This window comes from Microbacterium sp. MDV22-iso44 (assembly GCF_058629135.1).
In genome coordinates, this window is sequence record NZ_JBZVWS010000003.1 from 126,869 (window position 1) to 143,557 (window position 16,689).

Below are 16,689 nucleotides of genomic sequence, written 5' to 3' on the forward strand. Positions count from 1 at the left end.
AAATGACGACGGTGAACCCTGAGATGCGGCGGTGATGGTTCCGCCGAAAACGATCGTTTACGGCGGTTCAACTCAGCGCCCCCACTCCGGTGTGCCGCAAACGGCAGCCACTACCGGGTTTCGGCGCGGGGTATTGGCCCACGCTGATTGGCCCTTTAGTGGCCGGGCGAGCCAGTGGCTCGGTAGCGTCGGGCGTATGCGTACTCGTTCTGTCTTACCCGCGGCTCTCTGCGCGCTCCTCGCAGGCTTGGTCGGATGCGCACCGCATGCAGAACCAGACTGGCCAACGGCGGAAGCGGCGGCGCAGAAATTCGAGCGCGTTGCGTCGAGTCAGAGTGGTTTCCTCGGCTCGGCGAGCGTTCGATCAGACCATCATGAATTGCCACCGCCGAACGAGAGTGAGGTTGCGCTTTCCTACACGGAGGCTGTGCTCGTCGAGGGCGTGACGCTGGCCTGCTTCGGTGAGGGGGCAGCGGATATCGGGTTCAACCTTCGGGTGGGATCATCGTGGCTGGGCGGGGATTCTGCGCGAATCGAATGTGATGGCGCTGCTCGCGAGATCGATTTCGATGAGCCGTTCGCGGATGTCAATGGCGTCAGTATCAGTGGCGCTCGGGCCGACGGCGCCGGAGGCATGCTCGTGGCCGTAATTTCCGGAGTGGGATCGCCCGGCCAACCCGCCTTCTAGTCGTGGTCTCAACGGGGAGCCATCGACGTCGGGCGACTTACGGTATCTCGGCGACGAGGGTCGCCCAAGCGCCCGCCACCGTGTCGTCGTTCGACTGTATTTTGATGGACACTGCTTCCCCTGCGGTGTCGAATGTGAGCCCAGTCACCTCGCCGGGGCTCTCGCAACCTTCCGCTCTGGTCACCATTCCGCTTGAAGAACCGGTGGCCATAAAGGTGACTCTGGCCGCCGCCGGGGTGCAGTCATACCGGAGGGTGTAACGGCCCTCCCGACTGGCTTCGCCCTGCGACATGGTGAGCTGATACGCACCGTTTTCGCCGCCTTGCGAGAATGATCGCGCAACCTCGCCGGATACCGTCTCGGGCACCTCAAAGTCGGGGTCGAAGATGCTGAGCGCGACGAATGGAGCCTCATCGATGTCCGCCTCGGTGGTCGACGGGCTCGGAGAAGGCGAGCGCTCGAGACCGACTGTCGAGATGCAACCGGACATCAGCAACGCCGCCGACATGAGTACGAGGAAGCTCGGTGCGCGCCGCATCCATGAAGCCTAGAGCCCACCGAAAACGATCGTTTTCGGCGGAGGTGTCTGCTCGCCGGTTTAGGTGTGACCAGAAACGATGTCCGATACCTGGTTTCGGCGGGCGTTTACGGCGGGGTGTCGTAGGTGGGTATCTCGCGCCTGGTATCGACCGCTCATCCCTTCACGGACGCCCCGTCACCCGGAGCTCGGTGTCCAGACCCATACTCCGAGAGCGGCGGCCGCGGTCAGGACGAGGAGCACCCCCGCCGCACAGCCCAGAACTAGCAGCTGTCGACGCGGACGGGCGAAGTTCACTCGGGCCGATATTGCTGCGAAGGCCACTGCGGGGGACGGCATAAGGCAGACAAGGGATTTCAGCCAGGCGGTCCAGCGCCAGTCGCCGAAAGGCTTGTCCATCGTTGCGAACGAGGCCGCGGCCACCATGACTGCGCCGTATGTGAGGAGGAGCACGCAAGGTATGACGCAAGCCGCAGCGAGATAGGTCGGGCTCAGGAGTCGCTGAATCGGTCTCGCCAGAGTTGCGATCGCGAGGGCTGCGGTGAGCAAGATCGCGAGGAGGGTGAGCGCGATGGCCGTCGTCGCGTCACCTATATCTGCGGCCGAAAGGATCGGAGAACTGATCATCGTGGCTGCGATCGCGGCTGCGGCATAGGCGGCCACGTATCCGAGACCGGCCGCTGCCCGAACGACCCGCGGTCCCTGTGGCGGTGATGGGGCGGGCTGCGCGTGAACGCGACTCACTGGATTACCGCGCGCCGCTGTCCCCGTCATGGGCACCACTATCGCAGGTCGTAGTTCATCGGTGTCTATGGTGCGGTTCGGCGGACTCTCGAAAAGCTGGCGAGATACCCGAGAAGGCCCGGCTTTGGGGCCGCGCCGTCTTCGTTCCAGGGCATCGCTACGGGCGAGTCATGAGAGGGACCGGGCGGAGACGCGCCCACCCAATCTCGAGTGTGATGAAACGGTTCGCGTTAGTGCGGACATGAACTGGGTGTTCAGACACGATGGGAGCGCTCATGAAGATGATGTCCGACGCCGAGTTGATCGCCGCCCTGCGGGCGGCCGACCCCGCAGCGTTGGCGACTGTCTCCGACGGTGATGCACTGCGGGCGGTGCGCCGCGCACGACGCGAACGGAAGCGGCCACGCTGGGGGCTGATCGCAGGGGCGATCGCTGCAACGCTCGTGGTGGGGGTCCCTGCCGGTGCGGTTGCGGCAGGTTTCATGGCGCGGACGGGATGGTTTGGATCCCCGAACCCCGGCGACCATCGTGATCACTGCATCAGCGCTGAGGTCACCGAGTATGACTGTGGTGACGAGTGGATCGATCTGAGTGCGCCCGATCTCGACAAGGTCGTGGCATCGGTCTATCCCACGTGGATGCCGCTCGCGCCGGGAGTCACCCGTGAGGACCTGACCGCACGCGTCGTCGACATCTCGTCCGCTGACGCACTCACCCCGGTCACGTCGCTTCGACGTACCTACGAGTCGGAGTCATACAAGGACTGGCTGACTGCGTGGATCGCCGCGAACGACCGCGGCGACACAGCCGCGCAGGAAACCGCTTCTCGGGTCCTCACGGAAGCAGCTGACTGGCCGGCGATCGTAGCAACTGATGGTGGTCGGATAACAGACATCATGCGGGCGTTCGCAGAGCGGATCGCGGCGGGTGACCGGGAAGCTGCACAGGCCGCGGCGGAGTATGAGGGAGCTCCAGGGTGGGACGGGATCGACCGCCACGAGCTCACGGATCAGATTCTCGACGAGGTCTATGGGGACGACCGATGACCGCGGCCAGAGCAGCCTGGGGCGAGCTGAAGTCACCCGCTGATCAGCTTGCGAACCATGAGACCGTCGACACCGGCAAGGTTGGGGAGCGGGCATTCGAGGAAGCAGTCGCGCCACTCGTCCCGTTGCTTCTGAGGTACTTCGCCCGGCGCGTCACGCCAACGGACGATGCCGCAGACTGCACGTCGGAGACGCTCGCTGCCCTGTGGAAGCATCGCTCCCGACTCCCGGCGGCAGATGACGAGCGTCGAGCGTGGGCGTACGGCATCGCCCGCAAGGTGCTCTCAAACCACCACCGCGGCAAAGCCCGCCGAGATCGAGCCGACGAGGCGCTTCGGGCCGCGGCACCGCTTGCATCAGTCGAGGCTGTTTCAGACGAAGCGTTCATCGCTGCCGAGGCGTTGAAGCTCCTTCCCGCACGCGATCAAGAACTCATCCGGCTCGTTGTATGGGAGGAGCTGTCGATCGCCGCCGCGGGCAGAGTGATCGGAATCAACCCAGGGACAGCCCGTACCAGATATGCGCGAGCACTCGGCAAACTCCGCCTCGCCTACAGTGCGATCGACTCCTAACGCGGAAGTGCTGCGCGCGCACCGGATCAACGGGCTCCACGATGCTCACGCTGAGGGTCCGACATTCGGATACCGGTTCCTGGCCGATGAGACCCGTCGGGTGCCCGTCACACGATTCGGCGCCTTGGAGCATCGCGGGCCACTCTTGCTGATTCGGTGAATTACTGCGACGGTTTTCGGATGACGGACGAGGATGCTTCCGAGGCACGGTCGGAAGGCGGCCTAATCATGCAGAGGATGGTCGCCGAACGTGGGCGGCTGGAGGCGAGCGGTTGTCTGATTCTGGCGGCAGTGATGTTCGCCCAAGCGGCTTTGAGGGGTGTGCCGACTGACGCGCTGGAGTGGGTCTTTCTCGCGGTGAGTGTAGTTCTGGGCGTCGGGTTCATCGTGTTGAGTGTCCGCGTCCTTCGCACGCGTAGTAAGCGGATAGAGGAATTCGAAGCGAAGCACGGTGTCGGGGCGGGGCGACAAGAGCCTCTGACGCGCGAGTAGGTCGCTCCGGCGGCTCACACACGGTCTGATCGGTGATCGGCGGCTGCAAGTTCGTATCCCCGGGAGGGGGATTGAGCCCCGCCGAAAACGATCGTTTTCGGTGGGCGACTAGCTACCCGAAAGTGCGAGGGGGCGCGTAGCCCTGAACATTTCGCCAGGGCTGCGCGTTCGTCGTCATCGTTGCGCTGGTTTGTCTGACGTAGGTACCGGGATAGAGAACGTTGCGGGTAGGACGATCGTGGCCGGGGTGATCGGCTCCGGCTTGGTCATGGCACGCTGTCCACGACGGTCGTTCTGATCGCGGGCACTGACGTCTGCTCATCGGCTCCCCAGCCGAAGACGGTTGGGCCAGAGGTTTCGCGTTCCCCGATGACGAGCCCGGTGTCGGCGCACCCGCTGCTAGAAGAGCGCACGCTCGTCGACGTCAACCCATAGGTAGCAGCGAGCGTCCTCCTCCAACGTGGATCGCGCCAGGCCCCGCAGGTCAGTTGCGAGGGCGAGGACGTCCGGGCCTCGCAGGCGCTCGACCCGCACCTCATCGCTCCGTGCCCACCTGCGCAGAATTCGTAGCCCTCTGATGCCTCGCAGCTTCGCAAGACCAGCCGTCAGATCGTCGCTCAGCCTGATCACAAAACGCTGGCCCTCATTAAAGACTGCCAGCGGCTCCGGATAGCGCTCCATGACTTCAGATGACGATCGTCCCGTCAGGATTGCTTCGAGAACGACGAGCCCGACGAAGCCCGGGTCGCACACGACGCTCTCACCGGGACCGGTGTAGAGAACGCTCGCTGCCTGCTCGTCGGACGTAGCAATGAAAACGTGTTGTCGTACCAAGAACCCCATGCTCATCCTCCGGCCCTCCGCAGCGTAGCCCAGACGGTGTCAGGTTTGGGCTCACCGTTCTTGTTCTAGCGCCCCCTATCTCGTGGCAGCGTCGACATTTCATCCTGCGCCGAGCAGGGCATGCGCGCGGTTCGTTCCGAGGCACTCTCACAAGTTGCATGCGCACGACCGATATCGCGAAAGCGGTCGCCAGAAACGATCGTTTCCGGCGGCCCCGAACAAGAGGCAGCAATGTGCCCACCGGAAACGTGTATCAGAACCTGGTTTCGGCGGACCTTTTCGGGAGAGTTGGCGACACGCGCTGGGGTGAGTGTCAAAGCTGCGCGGTACTACGAGCAGCCGGGGTTCACGAAGCTGTCTATGCATGCGCTGGACACGTTCTGTGGGCGTGCCCAGCACACGCATACGAAGATCAGCAGGGCTGGCTGACCGGCGCAATCCTCCCGTAGTCTGCGGAGACCCAGCACTTTTCAGGACTGGCCTTCCAGGCCCGGGTTTCGTTCAGGGTGCTGCGGGAAGTTGCATATTTCCAGGCGGGGTCGACACCTTGAAGTCCCATGCAGTCGGTGAACGCGAACGTTCCGTTGAAGGTACAGAGCGAACTGTCGACGAGCTGAAGGTTGCCACTGACAAGGCTCGAGGTCTTAGTCCCTACCTTCGCGTCGATGAAGGTTTCGAGGCTGGCATTCGGCCCAGCGGGGAAGTTTGGCAGATCGTAGGGAGACGCCAGCCCAACAGCCATCGAATTCAATCCACACGGGTCGAACAGATCGTTCAGATCAGCGTAGGGATAGGCCTTGCTGACGCCGCCGTAGTACGACGAAATCGACCAGCTGTTCAGGTTGTAGTTCTTTGCGATGAACTGATCCCGGAAGTTAGGCCCGCAGATCTGACCAGGAACCACGCTTCCTCGAGTGCCTGAGGCTCCGTTTTGGATGTTTATCTCGAACTCGATGCCGATTGGCCCTGTCAAGGTTTTCGGTCCGTAAGGGGCGTACCAGTCCAGGCTGTTGTAGAAGTACTGTGATTTGCCGCTCCGTATCGTTCCTGCATAGACGACCTGTGGTTGCCATCTGACCGTCGTGGCGGCGGCCGCCGCGGTAGCTGAGGAGGCGGATACCTTCTGCGAGCCGGCGGACACTGTCTCAGGTCCCCCCCCTGTTATTCTCACGCAGCTCTGCTGCATCCTCGGACGTCATCCGGGGCGCGACAAATGGAGTTCCCGGAACGTCGATCTCAGCAAGGGGCTCATATGTGGGCGAGCTCCCACGCGCGCTTCCAGCTAGTTCCGGATCGCGATAGTCGACAGCGACGAGGAGCGAAGAAGCCTCGGGCTGGGTGCCGTACATGTCAGCGAACTGCGCGAGAAACTCCGCTGGGCTCTTATCGCCGCCTAGAAAGTACTCCCCGACGACCTGATCGTTCTCGAAGCGGACGCCGACCACGTCACCGGGGTAGGACTCGCTGATGTTCAGAGCGTCGTCGAGCTCGATGTGATGACTGAAAGCCGCTTGAAGGACGGATATTTTGCCAAGCTCCTCCTCCGTCTCGGCAGGCCTTGCCACTACGGCAGAAGACGCACTAGCTGGGCCGACGATGAGTATCGCCGCGGCCAACATTGCCCCTGCAGTTGTGCTTGCTTTCCTCACACTTACCCCCCGATTTTGCGTTTTGAGCGCACGGAAGCGTAGATCCCCCCAACAGCAAGAGCCATTCCCCCGTACACGATCAACGTACGAGACCACCCGTCGTCTGTCCACACGCGACCGTCCTCCACCGGCCACGCGCAGCGGAGCATCAGAGGAAAGACTGTTGTCTCGCCGCGCACCTCAGCTTCAGTGGCCTCCGTGAGCGGCAAGGTGGCAGGCGGGGCGAGCTCCTTTGTCTGCAGCACACAGCGGCGGTCTGGATCCTCTTTCCAAAAGAGAAACGGCGCGGCAACGGCCCCGACCAGAAGCAGCAGAACAATCGAGACAGTGAGCAGCGTCACTCGCAGCAACTTACGGTTACCAGTCGATGTCGGCGCCATGTCGTCACTCTAGGTGGCTCGCCTTATGCCTCGCATTCTTGAGCTCCGACGACGGAGACGCCACAAACGATCGTTTTCGGCGGACTGCTGGCAGCGCCTCGCAAGCGTCCGACACGCCGCGAATCGACCCGCCGAAAACCCCCGCCGAAACCTTCCCGCGCCGAAACTCCCCGCGAACGTTTTCGGCGGGGGCCTGTGGGCCCACCTAGACACCGTCCAACGCATCGGCGCCCGGGGCTACGCTCGAACGGTCGGAGGGAGCACCGTGCCGCTGGATCCGTTCTTCCGCGAGCGCCTGCGCACGCATCGGCGATACCTCGCGAAGAAGGCGTGGACCGACCTGACCGCGCGGTTCCGACCGGCGGCACCGGCAGCGACGGCATCCGCTTCAGCCAAGAAGACGGTGCCGCTCACGCCGCGCGAGCGGCACCGTCGCGCGGCGCTCAACTGGGACCGCATGGAGCTGCGCAACGCGGGCATCCCCGGTCCCGACATGGAGACCACCGACGTCACCGTGCCGGTCGAGGGGCACCCCGACGTCCGCATTCGCATCTACCGCCCCGCCTCCGCCCCGACCCCGGCACCTGCGTGCCTCGTGATCGGCGGCGGAGCGTTCCGCATCGGCGGCATCGACTACCCGACGGCGGATGCCTCGTGTCGCCGTCGCGCCGATCGGTCCGGCGTCGTGCTCGTCACCGTCGGGTACTCGCTCGCTCCCGAGCAGCGCTATCCGACGCAGATCGAGCAGGTCCACGCCGCCTGGGTGTGGCTGCACGCGCACGCGGAGGAGCTCGGGATCGACCCGGACCGGATCGGCCTGAACGGTGCCTCGGCGGGCGGATGCCTCGCGGCATCCCTCACCCTCCTCAACCGCGACCGCGGCACGCCTCAGGCGACGCTGCAGATCCTCGAGGTTCCGGTCACCGACCTCACGGGCCGGTGGATCGACCTGCGCGCGACGTACGCGCTGGGGGTGCCCGCGTTCATCGCGCTGCGCGAGCTGCGCTCCGTCGCGAGCACCTACCTCGGCGACCGGGCGCGGGCGCGCGAGCAGTACGCGTCGCCAATGCGGGCCGCCTCGCACGCAGGCCTTCCGCCCGCCGTCGTGCTCACGGCGGAGTACGACCCGCTCCGCCGCGACGGCGCGACCTACGCGGCGAAGCTGCGGGACGCCGGCGTCGATGCGAGCGCGACCCGCTACCTCGGCGTGACGCACGACACCCCTCTTTATGTGGGCGCACTCCCGGCCGCGCGCCGCTGGGAGGACGACGTCGTCGCCGCGCTCCGCCGCATCTGAGGAGCCCACTGGTAGCGTGCGCGACGTGCATCCTCCGATCGAGCCCCACGCCTCCGGAATGCTGGACCGACCGGACGGTGCCCGCCTCCACTGGGAGGTCTCGGGCTCCGACACCGGCCGCGCCGCGCTCTACCTGCACGGCGGACCCGGCGGCGGCCTCGGCAAGGGCGGCTACCGGCGCGTCTTCGACCCCGAGCGTTATCGCATCGTCGGTTTCGACCAGCGCGGATGCGGCGCCAGCACGCCCTGGGCGATCGACGACCTCGAGAACCTCGACGCCAACACCACTCCCACGCTCATCGCCGACATCGAGGCGCTCCGCGAGCACCTCGGCATCGACCGCTGGCTCCTCTACGGCGTCTCGTGGGGGTCGACCCTCGCCCTCGCCTACGCGCAGGCCCACCCCGAGCGGGTGAGCGAGATCATCCTCCTCGCCGTCACCGCCGGTGCGCGCGACGAGATCGAGTGGATCACCGACGGGGTGGGATGCATCTTCCCCGAGGCCCGCGACCGGCTCGGCGACCTCGTGCCCGCGGGTGAACGCGTCGTCGACGCCTACGCGCGGATGCTGCGCGACCCCGACCCGGCCGTCCGCACCCGTGCGGCCGACGCGTGGGATGCGTGGGAGTCGGCGCACATCACCCTCTCGCCCTGGGCGACACCCGGCCCGCTGCACGACGACCCGCGCTCGCGCGAGAACTTCGCCACTCTCGTCACGCACTACTGGTCGCAGGACTGCTTCCTCGACGCGCCCGTCCTCGAGCGGATGGACCGGCTCACCGGCATCCCGGGCGTCCTCATCCACGGCCGACGCGACGTGAGCGGTCCGGCGCTCACGCCGTGGCTGCTGCACCGCGCCTGGCCGGGCAGCCGGCTGCACATCCTCGAGGAGGAGGGGCACGGTGGTCCGGCATCGGCGCAACTCGCCTGCGACGCGGCAGACGAGTTCGCCCGCGAGTGACCCGGATTCGGACATGTGCGCCGGACTCGGACGGGAGAGCGCCCCCCGATCCGAATCCGACAACAGCGTCCGAATCCGGCAACCGGCGGGCGGACACGCACACACGGCCCGAAAAGCAACCCCCTCCGCGGAATTCCGCGGAATCCGGCCAAAACGGCCTCATTCGCCTCAAAAGTCACATCCGACACGCGACACGCCGTCCGATTACGGCCCAGATGACCGAAAATCCGCGGAATCACGGGGTTCGTGGGTATATTCGGGACCGGTCGCAACGACCAACCGGCGGTCACCCCGTCGGTCCGAGTAACTGAAGACGGCGATCCGCCGTCTGGAGGAGCACCATGGCCATCACCAAGACCGAACTCGTCGCCAGCATCGCCAGCGCCACCGGCGAGAGCCAGGCCACCGTCTCGCGCGTCGTCGACGGCCTGTTCGCGTCCGTGTCCGAGGCTGTCGCCAAGGGCGAGAAGGTCTCGATCCCGGGCTGGATCGCGTTCGAGCAGGTCGAGACCTCCGCTCGCACCGGCCGCAACCCGCAGACGGGTGCCGAGATCAACATCCCCGCCGGCAAGCGCGTCAAGGTGAGCGCCGGCTCGAAGCTGAAGGCTGCCGTCAAGTAAGACGCTGCAGTCGTACGAAGGGGGATGCCGCGAGGCATCCCCCTTCGGCGTTCCCCCACCTGCCCGCGCGTAGGCTTGCAGGGTGAATCCGCGTGCTCTCCGCTTCGCCGGGCCCGCGATCCTCGCAGGCGCCGGTCTGATCGCGCTCCTGCTGGGTCTGGCCTACGGCGGCGGCGCCACGCCCCTCGTCATCGGCGATCCCGGCCCCATCGTCCGCTGGGTGCTCCCGGTCACCGAGCTCACGGTCAACCTGTCGGCTGCTGTGCTCGTCGGCTCACTCGTCCTGGCCCTCTTCTCGCTGGTCGCCGGGTCGAAGGAGTTCGACTTCGCCCTGGATGCCGCCTCTGCCGGCGCCGCGATCCTCACCGTCGCGAGCGGTGTCACCGGGTACCTGACGTTCCTCAAGGTGATCCCCGCGCGACCGAGTGCCGACGCCGCGTTCGGCGAGCAGCTCGGTCGTTTCCTCGTCGACACCGATCCCGGTCGCGCGTGGCTCATGACCACCGTCGCCGGAGCGGTCCTCACCGTGCTGGCCTTCGCCGTCCGCGGGTGGCTGCCCACCCTCCTCGTCGCCGTGCTCGCGATCGCGGCCATGGTGCCGATGGCGACGGCCGGCCACACCGGCAGCGAGGCGAACCACAACACCGCGGTCACCTCGCTCGCCCTCCACATCATCGCCGCGGCGGCGTGGCTGGGCGGGCTGCTCCTGCTGATCCTCCTGCGCCCTCTGCTGACGCGCGACCGGCTCGCCGACGTCCTGCAGCGCTACTCGAGCATCGCCCTCGCCGCCTTCGTCGTCGTGACCCTGTCGGGCATCGCGCGGGCGGCCGTCGGCATCCTCTCGTTCCAGAACCTGTTCTCGGCCTACGGCGCGATCCTCACGGTGAAGGTCGTGGCGCTGCTGGCCATGGGCGTCCTGGGTGCCGTCTACCGGCGGCGGCTGATCGCCGGCATCCGTGACACCGCCGTCGCGGCCCGCTTCTGGACGCTCGTCGTCCTCGAGGTCGTGTTCATGGGGATCGCCTCCGGTGCCGCCGTCGCCCTGTCGCTCACGCCGCCGCCCGTCGACACCACGCTGCCGCTCGATCGGACGCCGGCCGAGGTGCTGACGGGCTCGGCCCTTCCGCCCGAGCTCACCATCGACCGCTTCTTCACGGCGTGGGACGTCGACCTGATCTGGGCGTTCGCCGTCGGCTTCGGACTGTTCTTCTACCTCGCGGGCGTCCGCCGCCTCGCCCGCCGCGGCGACCGTTGGCCGGTCGGCCGCACGGTGCTCTGGATCACCGGCCTGGTGCTCCTGTTCTACGTCACCTGCGGTCCCGTGAACGCCTACCAGGACTACCTGTTCAGCATGCACATGGTGGGCCACATGCTGCTGTCGATGGCGATCCCGATGTGCCTCGTCTTCGGAGCCCCCATCACCCTCGCCTCCCGCGCGATCCGCAAGCGGGACGACGGCACGCGCGGCGGTCGCGAATGGATCCTCTGGGCCATCCACAGCCCCTACGCCAAGGTGATCACGCACCCGCTCGTGGCCGCAGCGCTGTTCATCGTGTCGCTCTGGGCGTTCTACTACACCGACATCTTCCGGTGGACGCTCTACGACCACCTCGGGCACGAGTGGATGGTGCTGCACTTCCTGACGGTCGGCTACCTCTTCGTGATGTCGCTCGTCGGCATCGATCCCATCCCGTACCGGCTGCCTCACGCCGGTCGCCTGCTGACCCTCATCGGCGTCATGGCGATGCACGCGTTCTTCGGCATCTCGATCATGATGTCGTCGGGCCTGTTCGTCGCGGAATGGTTCGGGTCGATGGCCCGCCCGTGGGGGCTCGATCCGCTCGCCGACCAGTACATGGGCGGCGGCATCGCGTGGTCCATCGGCGAGATCCCGACGCTCATCCTCGCGATCGTGGTCGCCGTGCAGTGGAGCCGCTCGGACGAGCGTCGTCAGCGCAGCAGCGACCGTCAGGCCGATCGCAGCGGCGATGCGGAGCTCGAGGCCTACAACGCGCGACTCGCGGAGATCGCCGCCCGCGATGAACGGGATGCCCGGCGCGAAGCGGCGCGCTGACCGCGCTCAGTCGGCGGCCGAGACCGCGATGGACGCCGTGCCGTCGGGGAGGATCGTGATCTTGCCGGTGAGGAAGAACGGCACGAGCTCGTTCACGTCGTAGACCGAGCCGTCGAAGATCGAGCGGATCTGCACGTCGATCTTCGCGACCGCCTGCGTGCGGGTGATCGCCCAGCCGGCACCGTCGGGCTCGAGGGTCACGACGGGGTTCTCCTCGATCTTCCAGGTCGGCGGCTCGACGATGCGGTTGCGCACGTAGTAGCCGAACGGGCACCCCGTGGGCTGGAGGACCTTCTGCGTCGCGCACTGCGCGAGGAAGTCGTCCACCTCCTGCTGCACGACACCGATGAACTTCTCGGTCGGCTCCGCCTGGAACGACACCGGGATCTCGGCGAGGGGCGTGTCCGAGAGGACGGCGACGCCGGGGCTCGTCGTGGCGGCCGTGTCGACGGTGATCGAGTACAGCCCGGGAGAGAAGGCGAGCAGCGGGATCGGTTCGAGGGGGTCGGCGTCGCTGCCGTCGGGCGAGACCTGACGCTTGTCGATCGAGAAGCCGTTCACCTCGAACTGCATCGAGCCGCGCACCGCGAGCTCGATGACCGCGAGCGGGCTCTGCGCGAAACGCCACCGGGGGAGGAGACCGCTCTCGTCCTCGTCGCGCTCCACCTCGAACGTCGTCGTACCGGCGTGGCCGCCCACCCGGTACGACACGGTGACCGTCGTCGTGCCGTCGGCATCCGTCGTCTCGGAGACCGGCTCGACGTCGGACAGCGGCGTCAGGGTGTTGCTGCGCAGCAGGGCACCGCTCGCGTCGGCGGGCAGCTTCGCCGCGGCGAGGGTCGACGACGTCGTCGAGACGCCGGGGACGAGGAGCGCGTCGGTCGCGCGTCCGTCGGCGAGCAGGTGCAGGTAGTCCAGGACGAACGCGGTCGGGCTGTAGAGCTGTCGGTAGAGCACGGCGGAACTCGCACCGATCGCGCCGACGAGCAGGATGCCGACGACCCCCAGCACCGTCAGGTCGATCGCGAGCTTGCGTCGGCGTCGGGGCCCCGCGACGGTGGCCGTGCGGGTCGCGACGACGGTGGCGTCCGGCGCAGCGGCATCCGCTGTCTGGTCGGTACCGTCGTGTTCCACGTGCCCAGTCTAGGAAAGCCCCGCTGGTAGCTAGCATGGTTCCGGTGAGCACGCCGCCCCTGTCTCCTGAACAGGACGCGCTCTTCCGTCTGATCGAGGACACCCGCGAGCACGTGTTCGTGACGGGACGCGCCGGGACCGGCAAGTCCACGCTGCTCCAGCACCTGTCGTGGAACACGAGCAAGCAGATCGCCGTCTGCGCGCCGACCGGCGTCGCCGCCCTCAACGTCGAGGGCCAGACGATCCATTCGCTGTTCAAGCTGCCGATCGGGCTCATCGCCGACAGCGAGATCGAACAGACCGAGGCGACCCGCAAGATCCTGAACGCGATCGACACGCTCATCATCGACGAGGTGTCGATGGTCAACGCCGACGTCATGGACGCGATCGACCGCTCGCTCCGCCAGGCGCGACGCAAGCGCGCCGAGCCGTTCGGCGGCGTGCAGGTCGTCATGTTCGGCGACCCGTACCAGCTCTCGCCGGTGCCGCCCCGCGGCGACGAGCTGCGCTACATCCAGGACCACTACCGCTCGTTCTGGTTCTTCGACGCGCAGGTGTGGGCGGGTCCTCGAGCGGATGCCGGTGCCATCCGCTCCGACGGCCTGCTCGACCTCGGGCGGGTCGGCGCTCCGCTGCACATCGCCGAGCTCCGCAACATCCACCGCCAGTCCGACGACGCGTTCAAGACGATGCTGAACGCGGTGCGCCACGGAATCGTGACCGCCGACATCGCAGGCGCGCTGAACGCGGCCGGTGCGCGGAAGCCGCCGGAGCCGGCAGCCGATGAAGTGCCGATCATCACCCTGGCCACCCGTAACGACATCGTGTCGCGCATCAATCAGCGTCACCTCGATGCCCTGCCGGGCCCCGCGCAGACGGCTCGGGCCGAGATCAGCGGCGACTTCGGCCGGGGCGACGCGTCGTACCCCGCCGACCAGGAGCTGCAGCTCAAGGTGGGCGCTCAGGTGATGTTCCTGCGCAACGACATAGGCGGCTTCGGCGGCGACGGCCCGCGCTGGGTGAACGGATCGATCGGCACCGTCACGCGCATCGCGGGCGGAACCGTCCGCGTCGAGCTCGACGGCGAGGAGCACGACGTCGAGCCGACGGTGTGGGAGAAGTTCCGCTACGCGTACGATCCCGGCACGCGCAAGCTGACCCGCGAGATCGTGGCGGAGTACACGCAGTTCCCGCTGCGGCTGGCGTGGGCGGTCACGATCCACAAGTCGCAGGGCAAGACCTACGACCGGGCGATCATCGACCTCGGCAACGGTGCGTTCGCCCCGGGGCAGACCTACGTCGCGCTGTCGCGGCTCACGACGCTCGACGGGCTCTACCTCTCGCGCCCGCTGCGCCCCGCCGACATCCTGGTTGACCGGGACGTGCGGCGCTTCATGGCCGGGGTGCGGGCGGCGCAGAACGCGGGCTGACAGGCGGCATCCGTCGCCGCGCGACGTGCGCGAGCGGAGGGAGCGGACGGGTGTGCTGTAATCATTGAGACGAAAACCGGGGGTGATCTGCGCGTGGCAGGACGTGTGTCGAGGCGAGTGCTCGCTGCAGTGACGGCGCTCGGCCTCGCGATCGGTCTCGGCGCCTGCGCTCCCGAACCCGACCGGGTCGACATCGGTGTGGACCAGGTCGACGGTGCTCTGCCGTCCGATCTGACGACGCAGATGCAGGAGCTCACGCAGACGGCCATGACGTCGATCGGCGCCAGCGGCGCGATCGTCTCGGTCTCGGTGCCCTGGTCGGGCGAGTGGACCGCGGGCGTCGGCACCTCCGGCGTCGGAGGGCCCAAGGTCGACCCGTCGATGACGTTCAAAGCGGTCAACGCGACCCGTCCCATGACGTGCGACCTGCTCTACGCCCTCGTCGAGAAGGGCACGGTCAAGCTCGACGACACCATCGGGAAGTGGCTCGACTCGTACCCCGGCGAGAGCACGGTCACGCTGGCCCAGCTCTGCGACAGCACCAGCGGCATCCACGGGTACCTGAACGAGATCTTCTCGCGTGTGCTCACGGTGCCCGAGCGCGTCTGGAATCCGCGCGAGCTCGTCGCCTACGGCCTCGGGCAGCCGGCGTCGTTCGCGCCCGGAGCGCGTTTCGGCGAGTCCGACACCGGCTACGTGCTCCTCGGCCTCGTCCTCGAGCGCGCCTCGGGGCAGTCCCTCGACGAGCTGTACGACGAGTACGTCTTCCAGCCCCTCGGCATGGGCTCGACGTCGGTGCCCATGGGCGTCGGCGGCGGCGACCGCCTCAAGGGGTCGTACCTCGACTCGGGTGAGGACGGCAAGCCGAACTGCAAGGCTCCGCTCGACATGACGGACCTGACCTCGAGCGTGGGTTCGTCCGCAGCGGGCGCGGTCTCGACCGTGTCGGACCTGTCGACCTACGTCCGGGCTCTCGCCGTCGGCGCGCGCCCCTACGACACCGACCAGCGGTTCGAGGGCGCCCCGCCCATCAGCGACAGCCTGCCCACCTGGTTCACGGCGAAGGGCGGCGCCTATCAGGGCGGCAGCCTCGTCGGGCAGTACGGGTCGCTCCCCGGTTACATGGTGGCCGCCTTCGCCGACCGCCAGACCGGCATGTCGGTGGTCGTCGTGCTGAACGACTCACGGGCGTCGTCGAACGTCGCGCGCCTGCTCGCGTGGCAGCTCGCGGCACTCGCGTCGAAGGCGCCGGCCGCCGACGGCCGCACGGCGCCCGAGGTCGGCCTGCCGTGGACGGTCGAGAGCCTCGGCGAGGAACTCGCCGGTTACGCCATCTGCGGCGGGTGAACGCGCGCAGCACATCGACGACCGCCATCGGGCTGGTCGTCGTGGGTCTGTGCTGCCAAGAGGTGGGTGCCTCTCTCGCCGTCGTCCTGTTCCCCCAGGTCGGTCCGCTCGGCATGGTGATGCTGCGGCTGGTCTTCTCTGCCCTCATCCTCGGTCTCATCGCCCGCCCGTCGTGGCGGGGACGGACGCGCGCGGCGTGGGTGGGCGTCATCCAACTCGGTCTCGCCTTGGCCGTGATGAACGGGTTCTTCTACCTCGCCCTCGAACGGCTCCCCCTCGGGGTGACGGTGACGATCGAGGTGCTGGGGCCGCTCACTCTGTCGATCATCGCGAGTCGGCGGGCCTCGGCGTGGATCTGGGCGGGGCTCGCGCTCGTCGGCGTGCTCGCCCTCGGCGGCGGCGGGTTCGACCGCCTCGACCTGCTCGGTGTCGTGTTCGCTCTCGGGGCGGCGGTCACCTGGGCGCTCTACATCCTCGCGTCGGCCAAAGTCGGCGCGGCGTTCCCGAAGCTCGACGGGCTCGCCTTCGCGATGGCCGTCGGGGCGGTGGTCTCGCTGCCGTTCGGCATCGCGGACGCAGGGTCGGCGCTCCTGCGCCTCGACCTCGTCGCGCTCGGGGCCGCCGTCGCGTTGCTGTCGTCGACGATCCCCTACGCCCTCGAGCTCATCGCGCTCCGGCGCCTTCCCGCGGCCGCGTTCGCGATCCTCATGGCGCTCGCCCCCGCGACGGCAGCACTGGCGGGCTTCCTGCTGCTCGGGCAGCACCTCACCACCCTCGAACTCGTGGGCATCGCGCTCGTCATCGTCGCCTCGGTCGGCGCGGTCCGCTCCGCGGGTCGTCGTGTCGAGGATGTCGCCGAGCCGATCGGCTGATA

17 protein-coding genes are annotated in these 16,689 nt (G+C 67.4%); 11 read left to right on the top strand and 6 right to left on the bottom strand.

Going from position 1 to position 16,689, the window contains the following annotated elements; genetic code table 11:
- Positions 1-196: 196 nt before the first annotated feature.
- The gene (locus tag AC4NN1_RS10890) at positions 197-688 is read left to right on the top strand and encodes a hypothetical protein (RefSeq protein WP_491955300.1); all 492 of its coding nucleotides are present in this window, start codon (positions 197-199) and stop codon (positions 686-688) included.
- Positions 689-725: 37 nt separating this feature from the next.
- Here AC4NN1_RS10890 and AC4NN1_RS10895 read toward each other — a convergent pair whose 3' ends face one another.
- Positions 726-1,226: a hypothetical protein gene (locus AC4NN1_RS10895; protein ID WP_491955301.1), complete on the bottom strand. Its 501-nt coding sequence runs from the start codon at positions 1,224-1,226 to the stop codon at positions 726-728.
- A gap of 177 nt (positions 1,227-1,403) precedes the next feature.
- A complete protein-coding gene (locus AC4NN1_RS10900; protein ID WP_491955302.1) occupies positions 1,404-1,889 on the bottom strand; it encodes a hypothetical protein in 486 nt (161 codons plus the stop codon).
- A 356-nt stretch (positions 1,890-2,245) separates the two neighbouring features.
- On the opposite strand from AC4NN1_RS10900, the gene AC4NN1_RS10905 reads away from it, so the two are divergent.
- The 3 genes from AC4NN1_RS10905 to AC4NN1_RS10915 all read left to right on the top strand — a co-directional run bounded on the left by AC4NN1_RS10905 (position 2,246) and on the right by AC4NN1_RS10915 (position 4,080).
- Positions 2,246-3,016 carry a hypothetical protein gene (locus AC4NN1_RS10905; protein WP_491955303.1) on the top strand — a complete coding sequence of 257 codons (771 nt, stop codon included), beginning with the start codon at positions 2,246-2,248 and terminating at the stop codon, positions 3,014-3,016.
- Complete coding sequence (locus tag AC4NN1_RS10910; protein WP_491955304.1) at positions 3,013-3,588, top strand: RNA polymerase sigma factor; 576 nt, start codon at positions 3,013-3,015, stop codon at positions 3,586-3,588. Before AC4NN1_RS10905 ends, AC4NN1_RS10910 begins: the two co-directional genes overlap by 4 nt.
- 180 nt (positions 3,589-3,768) lie before the next feature.
- Positions 3,769-4,080 carry a hypothetical protein gene (locus tag AC4NN1_RS10915; protein WP_491955305.1) on the top strand — a complete coding sequence of 104 codons (312 nt, stop codon included), beginning with the start codon at positions 3,769-3,771 and terminating at the stop codon, positions 4,078-4,080.
- Positions 4,081-4,479: 399 nt separating this feature from the next.
- On the opposite strand, the gene AC4NN1_RS10920 is transcribed toward AC4NN1_RS10915, so the two are convergent.
- The 3 genes from AC4NN1_RS10920 to AC4NN1_RS10930 form a co-directional block, all read right to left on the bottom strand.
- On the bottom strand, positions 4,480-4,929 hold the full coding sequence (locus AC4NN1_RS10920) for a hypothetical protein (protein WP_491955306.1): 450 nt from the start codon (positions 4,927-4,929) through the stop codon (positions 4,480-4,482).
- A 406-nt stretch (positions 4,930-5,335) separates the two neighbouring features.
- Positions 5,336-6,064 carry a hypothetical protein gene (locus tag AC4NN1_RS10925; protein WP_491955307.1) on the bottom strand — a complete coding sequence of 243 codons (729 nt, stop codon included), beginning with the start codon at positions 6,062-6,064 and terminating at the stop codon, positions 5,336-5,338.
- 4 nt (positions 6,065-6,068) lie between these two features.
- Positions 6,069-6,488, bottom strand: coding sequence for a hypothetical protein (locus AC4NN1_RS10930; protein ID WP_491955308.1), 420 nt, complete (start codon positions 6,486-6,488; stop codon positions 6,069-6,071).
- Between the two features lie 729 nt (positions 6,489-7,217).
- On the opposite strand from AC4NN1_RS10930, the gene AC4NN1_RS10935 reads away from it, so the two are divergent.
- The 4 genes from AC4NN1_RS10935 to AC4NN1_RS10950 all read left to right on the top strand — a co-directional run bounded on the left by AC4NN1_RS10935 (position 7,218) and on the right by AC4NN1_RS10950 (position 11,904).
- The gene (locus AC4NN1_RS10935; RefSeq protein ID WP_491955309.1) at positions 7,218-8,249 is read left to right on the top strand and encodes an alpha/beta hydrolase; all 1,032 of its coding nucleotides are present in this window, start codon (positions 7,218-7,220) and stop codon (positions 8,247-8,249) included.
- Positions 8,250-8,307: 58 nt separating this feature from the next.
- Positions 8,308-9,210, top strand: a complete 903-nt coding sequence (locus tag AC4NN1_RS10940) for an alpha/beta fold hydrolase (RefSeq protein ID WP_491955526.1) — start codon at positions 8,308-8,310, stop codon at positions 9,208-9,210.
- A 341-nt stretch (positions 9,211-9,551) separates the two neighbouring features.
- Positions 9,552-9,830 carry an HU family DNA-binding protein gene (locus AC4NN1_RS10945; protein ID WP_018187642.1) on the top strand — a complete coding sequence of 93 codons (279 nt, stop codon included), beginning with the start codon at positions 9,552-9,554 and terminating at the stop codon, positions 9,828-9,830.
- An 82-nt stretch (positions 9,831-9,912) separates the two neighbouring features.
- A complete protein-coding gene (locus AC4NN1_RS10950) occupies positions 9,913-11,904 on the top strand; it encodes a bifunctional copper resistance protein CopD/cytochrome c oxidase assembly protein (RefSeq protein ID WP_491955310.1) in 1,992 nt (663 codons plus the stop codon).
- Between the two features lie 6 nt (positions 11,905-11,910).
- Here the strand turns inward: AC4NN1_RS10950 and AC4NN1_RS10955 are convergent, their stop codons facing one another.
- Complete coding sequence (locus AC4NN1_RS10955; protein WP_018187640.1) at positions 11,911-13,038, bottom strand: hypothetical protein; 1,128 nt, start codon at positions 13,036-13,038, stop codon at positions 11,911-11,913.
- A gap of 35 nt (positions 13,039-13,073) precedes the next feature.
- Between AC4NN1_RS10955 and AC4NN1_RS10960 the strand changes: the two genes are divergently transcribed.
- From AC4NN1_RS10960 to AC4NN1_RS10970, 3 genes are all read left to right on the top strand, one after another.
- Complete coding sequence (locus tag AC4NN1_RS10960) at positions 13,074-14,468, top strand: ATP-dependent DNA helicase (RefSeq protein WP_018187639.1); 1,395 nt, start codon at positions 13,074-13,076, stop codon at positions 14,466-14,468.
- 93 nt (positions 14,469-14,561) lie between these two features.
- The gene (locus AC4NN1_RS10965; RefSeq protein ID WP_311858247.1) at positions 14,562-15,815 is read left to right on the top strand and encodes a serine hydrolase domain-containing protein; all 1,254 of its coding nucleotides are present in this window, start codon (positions 14,562-14,564) and stop codon (positions 15,813-15,815) included.
- On the top strand, positions 15,812-16,687 hold the full coding sequence (locus AC4NN1_RS10970; RefSeq protein WP_491955311.1) for an EamA family transporter: 876 nt from the start codon (positions 15,812-15,814) through the stop codon (positions 16,685-16,687). The genes AC4NN1_RS10965 and AC4NN1_RS10970 overlap by 4 nt, the downstream gene beginning before the upstream one ends.
- Positions 16,688-16,689: the final 2 nt, after the last annotated feature.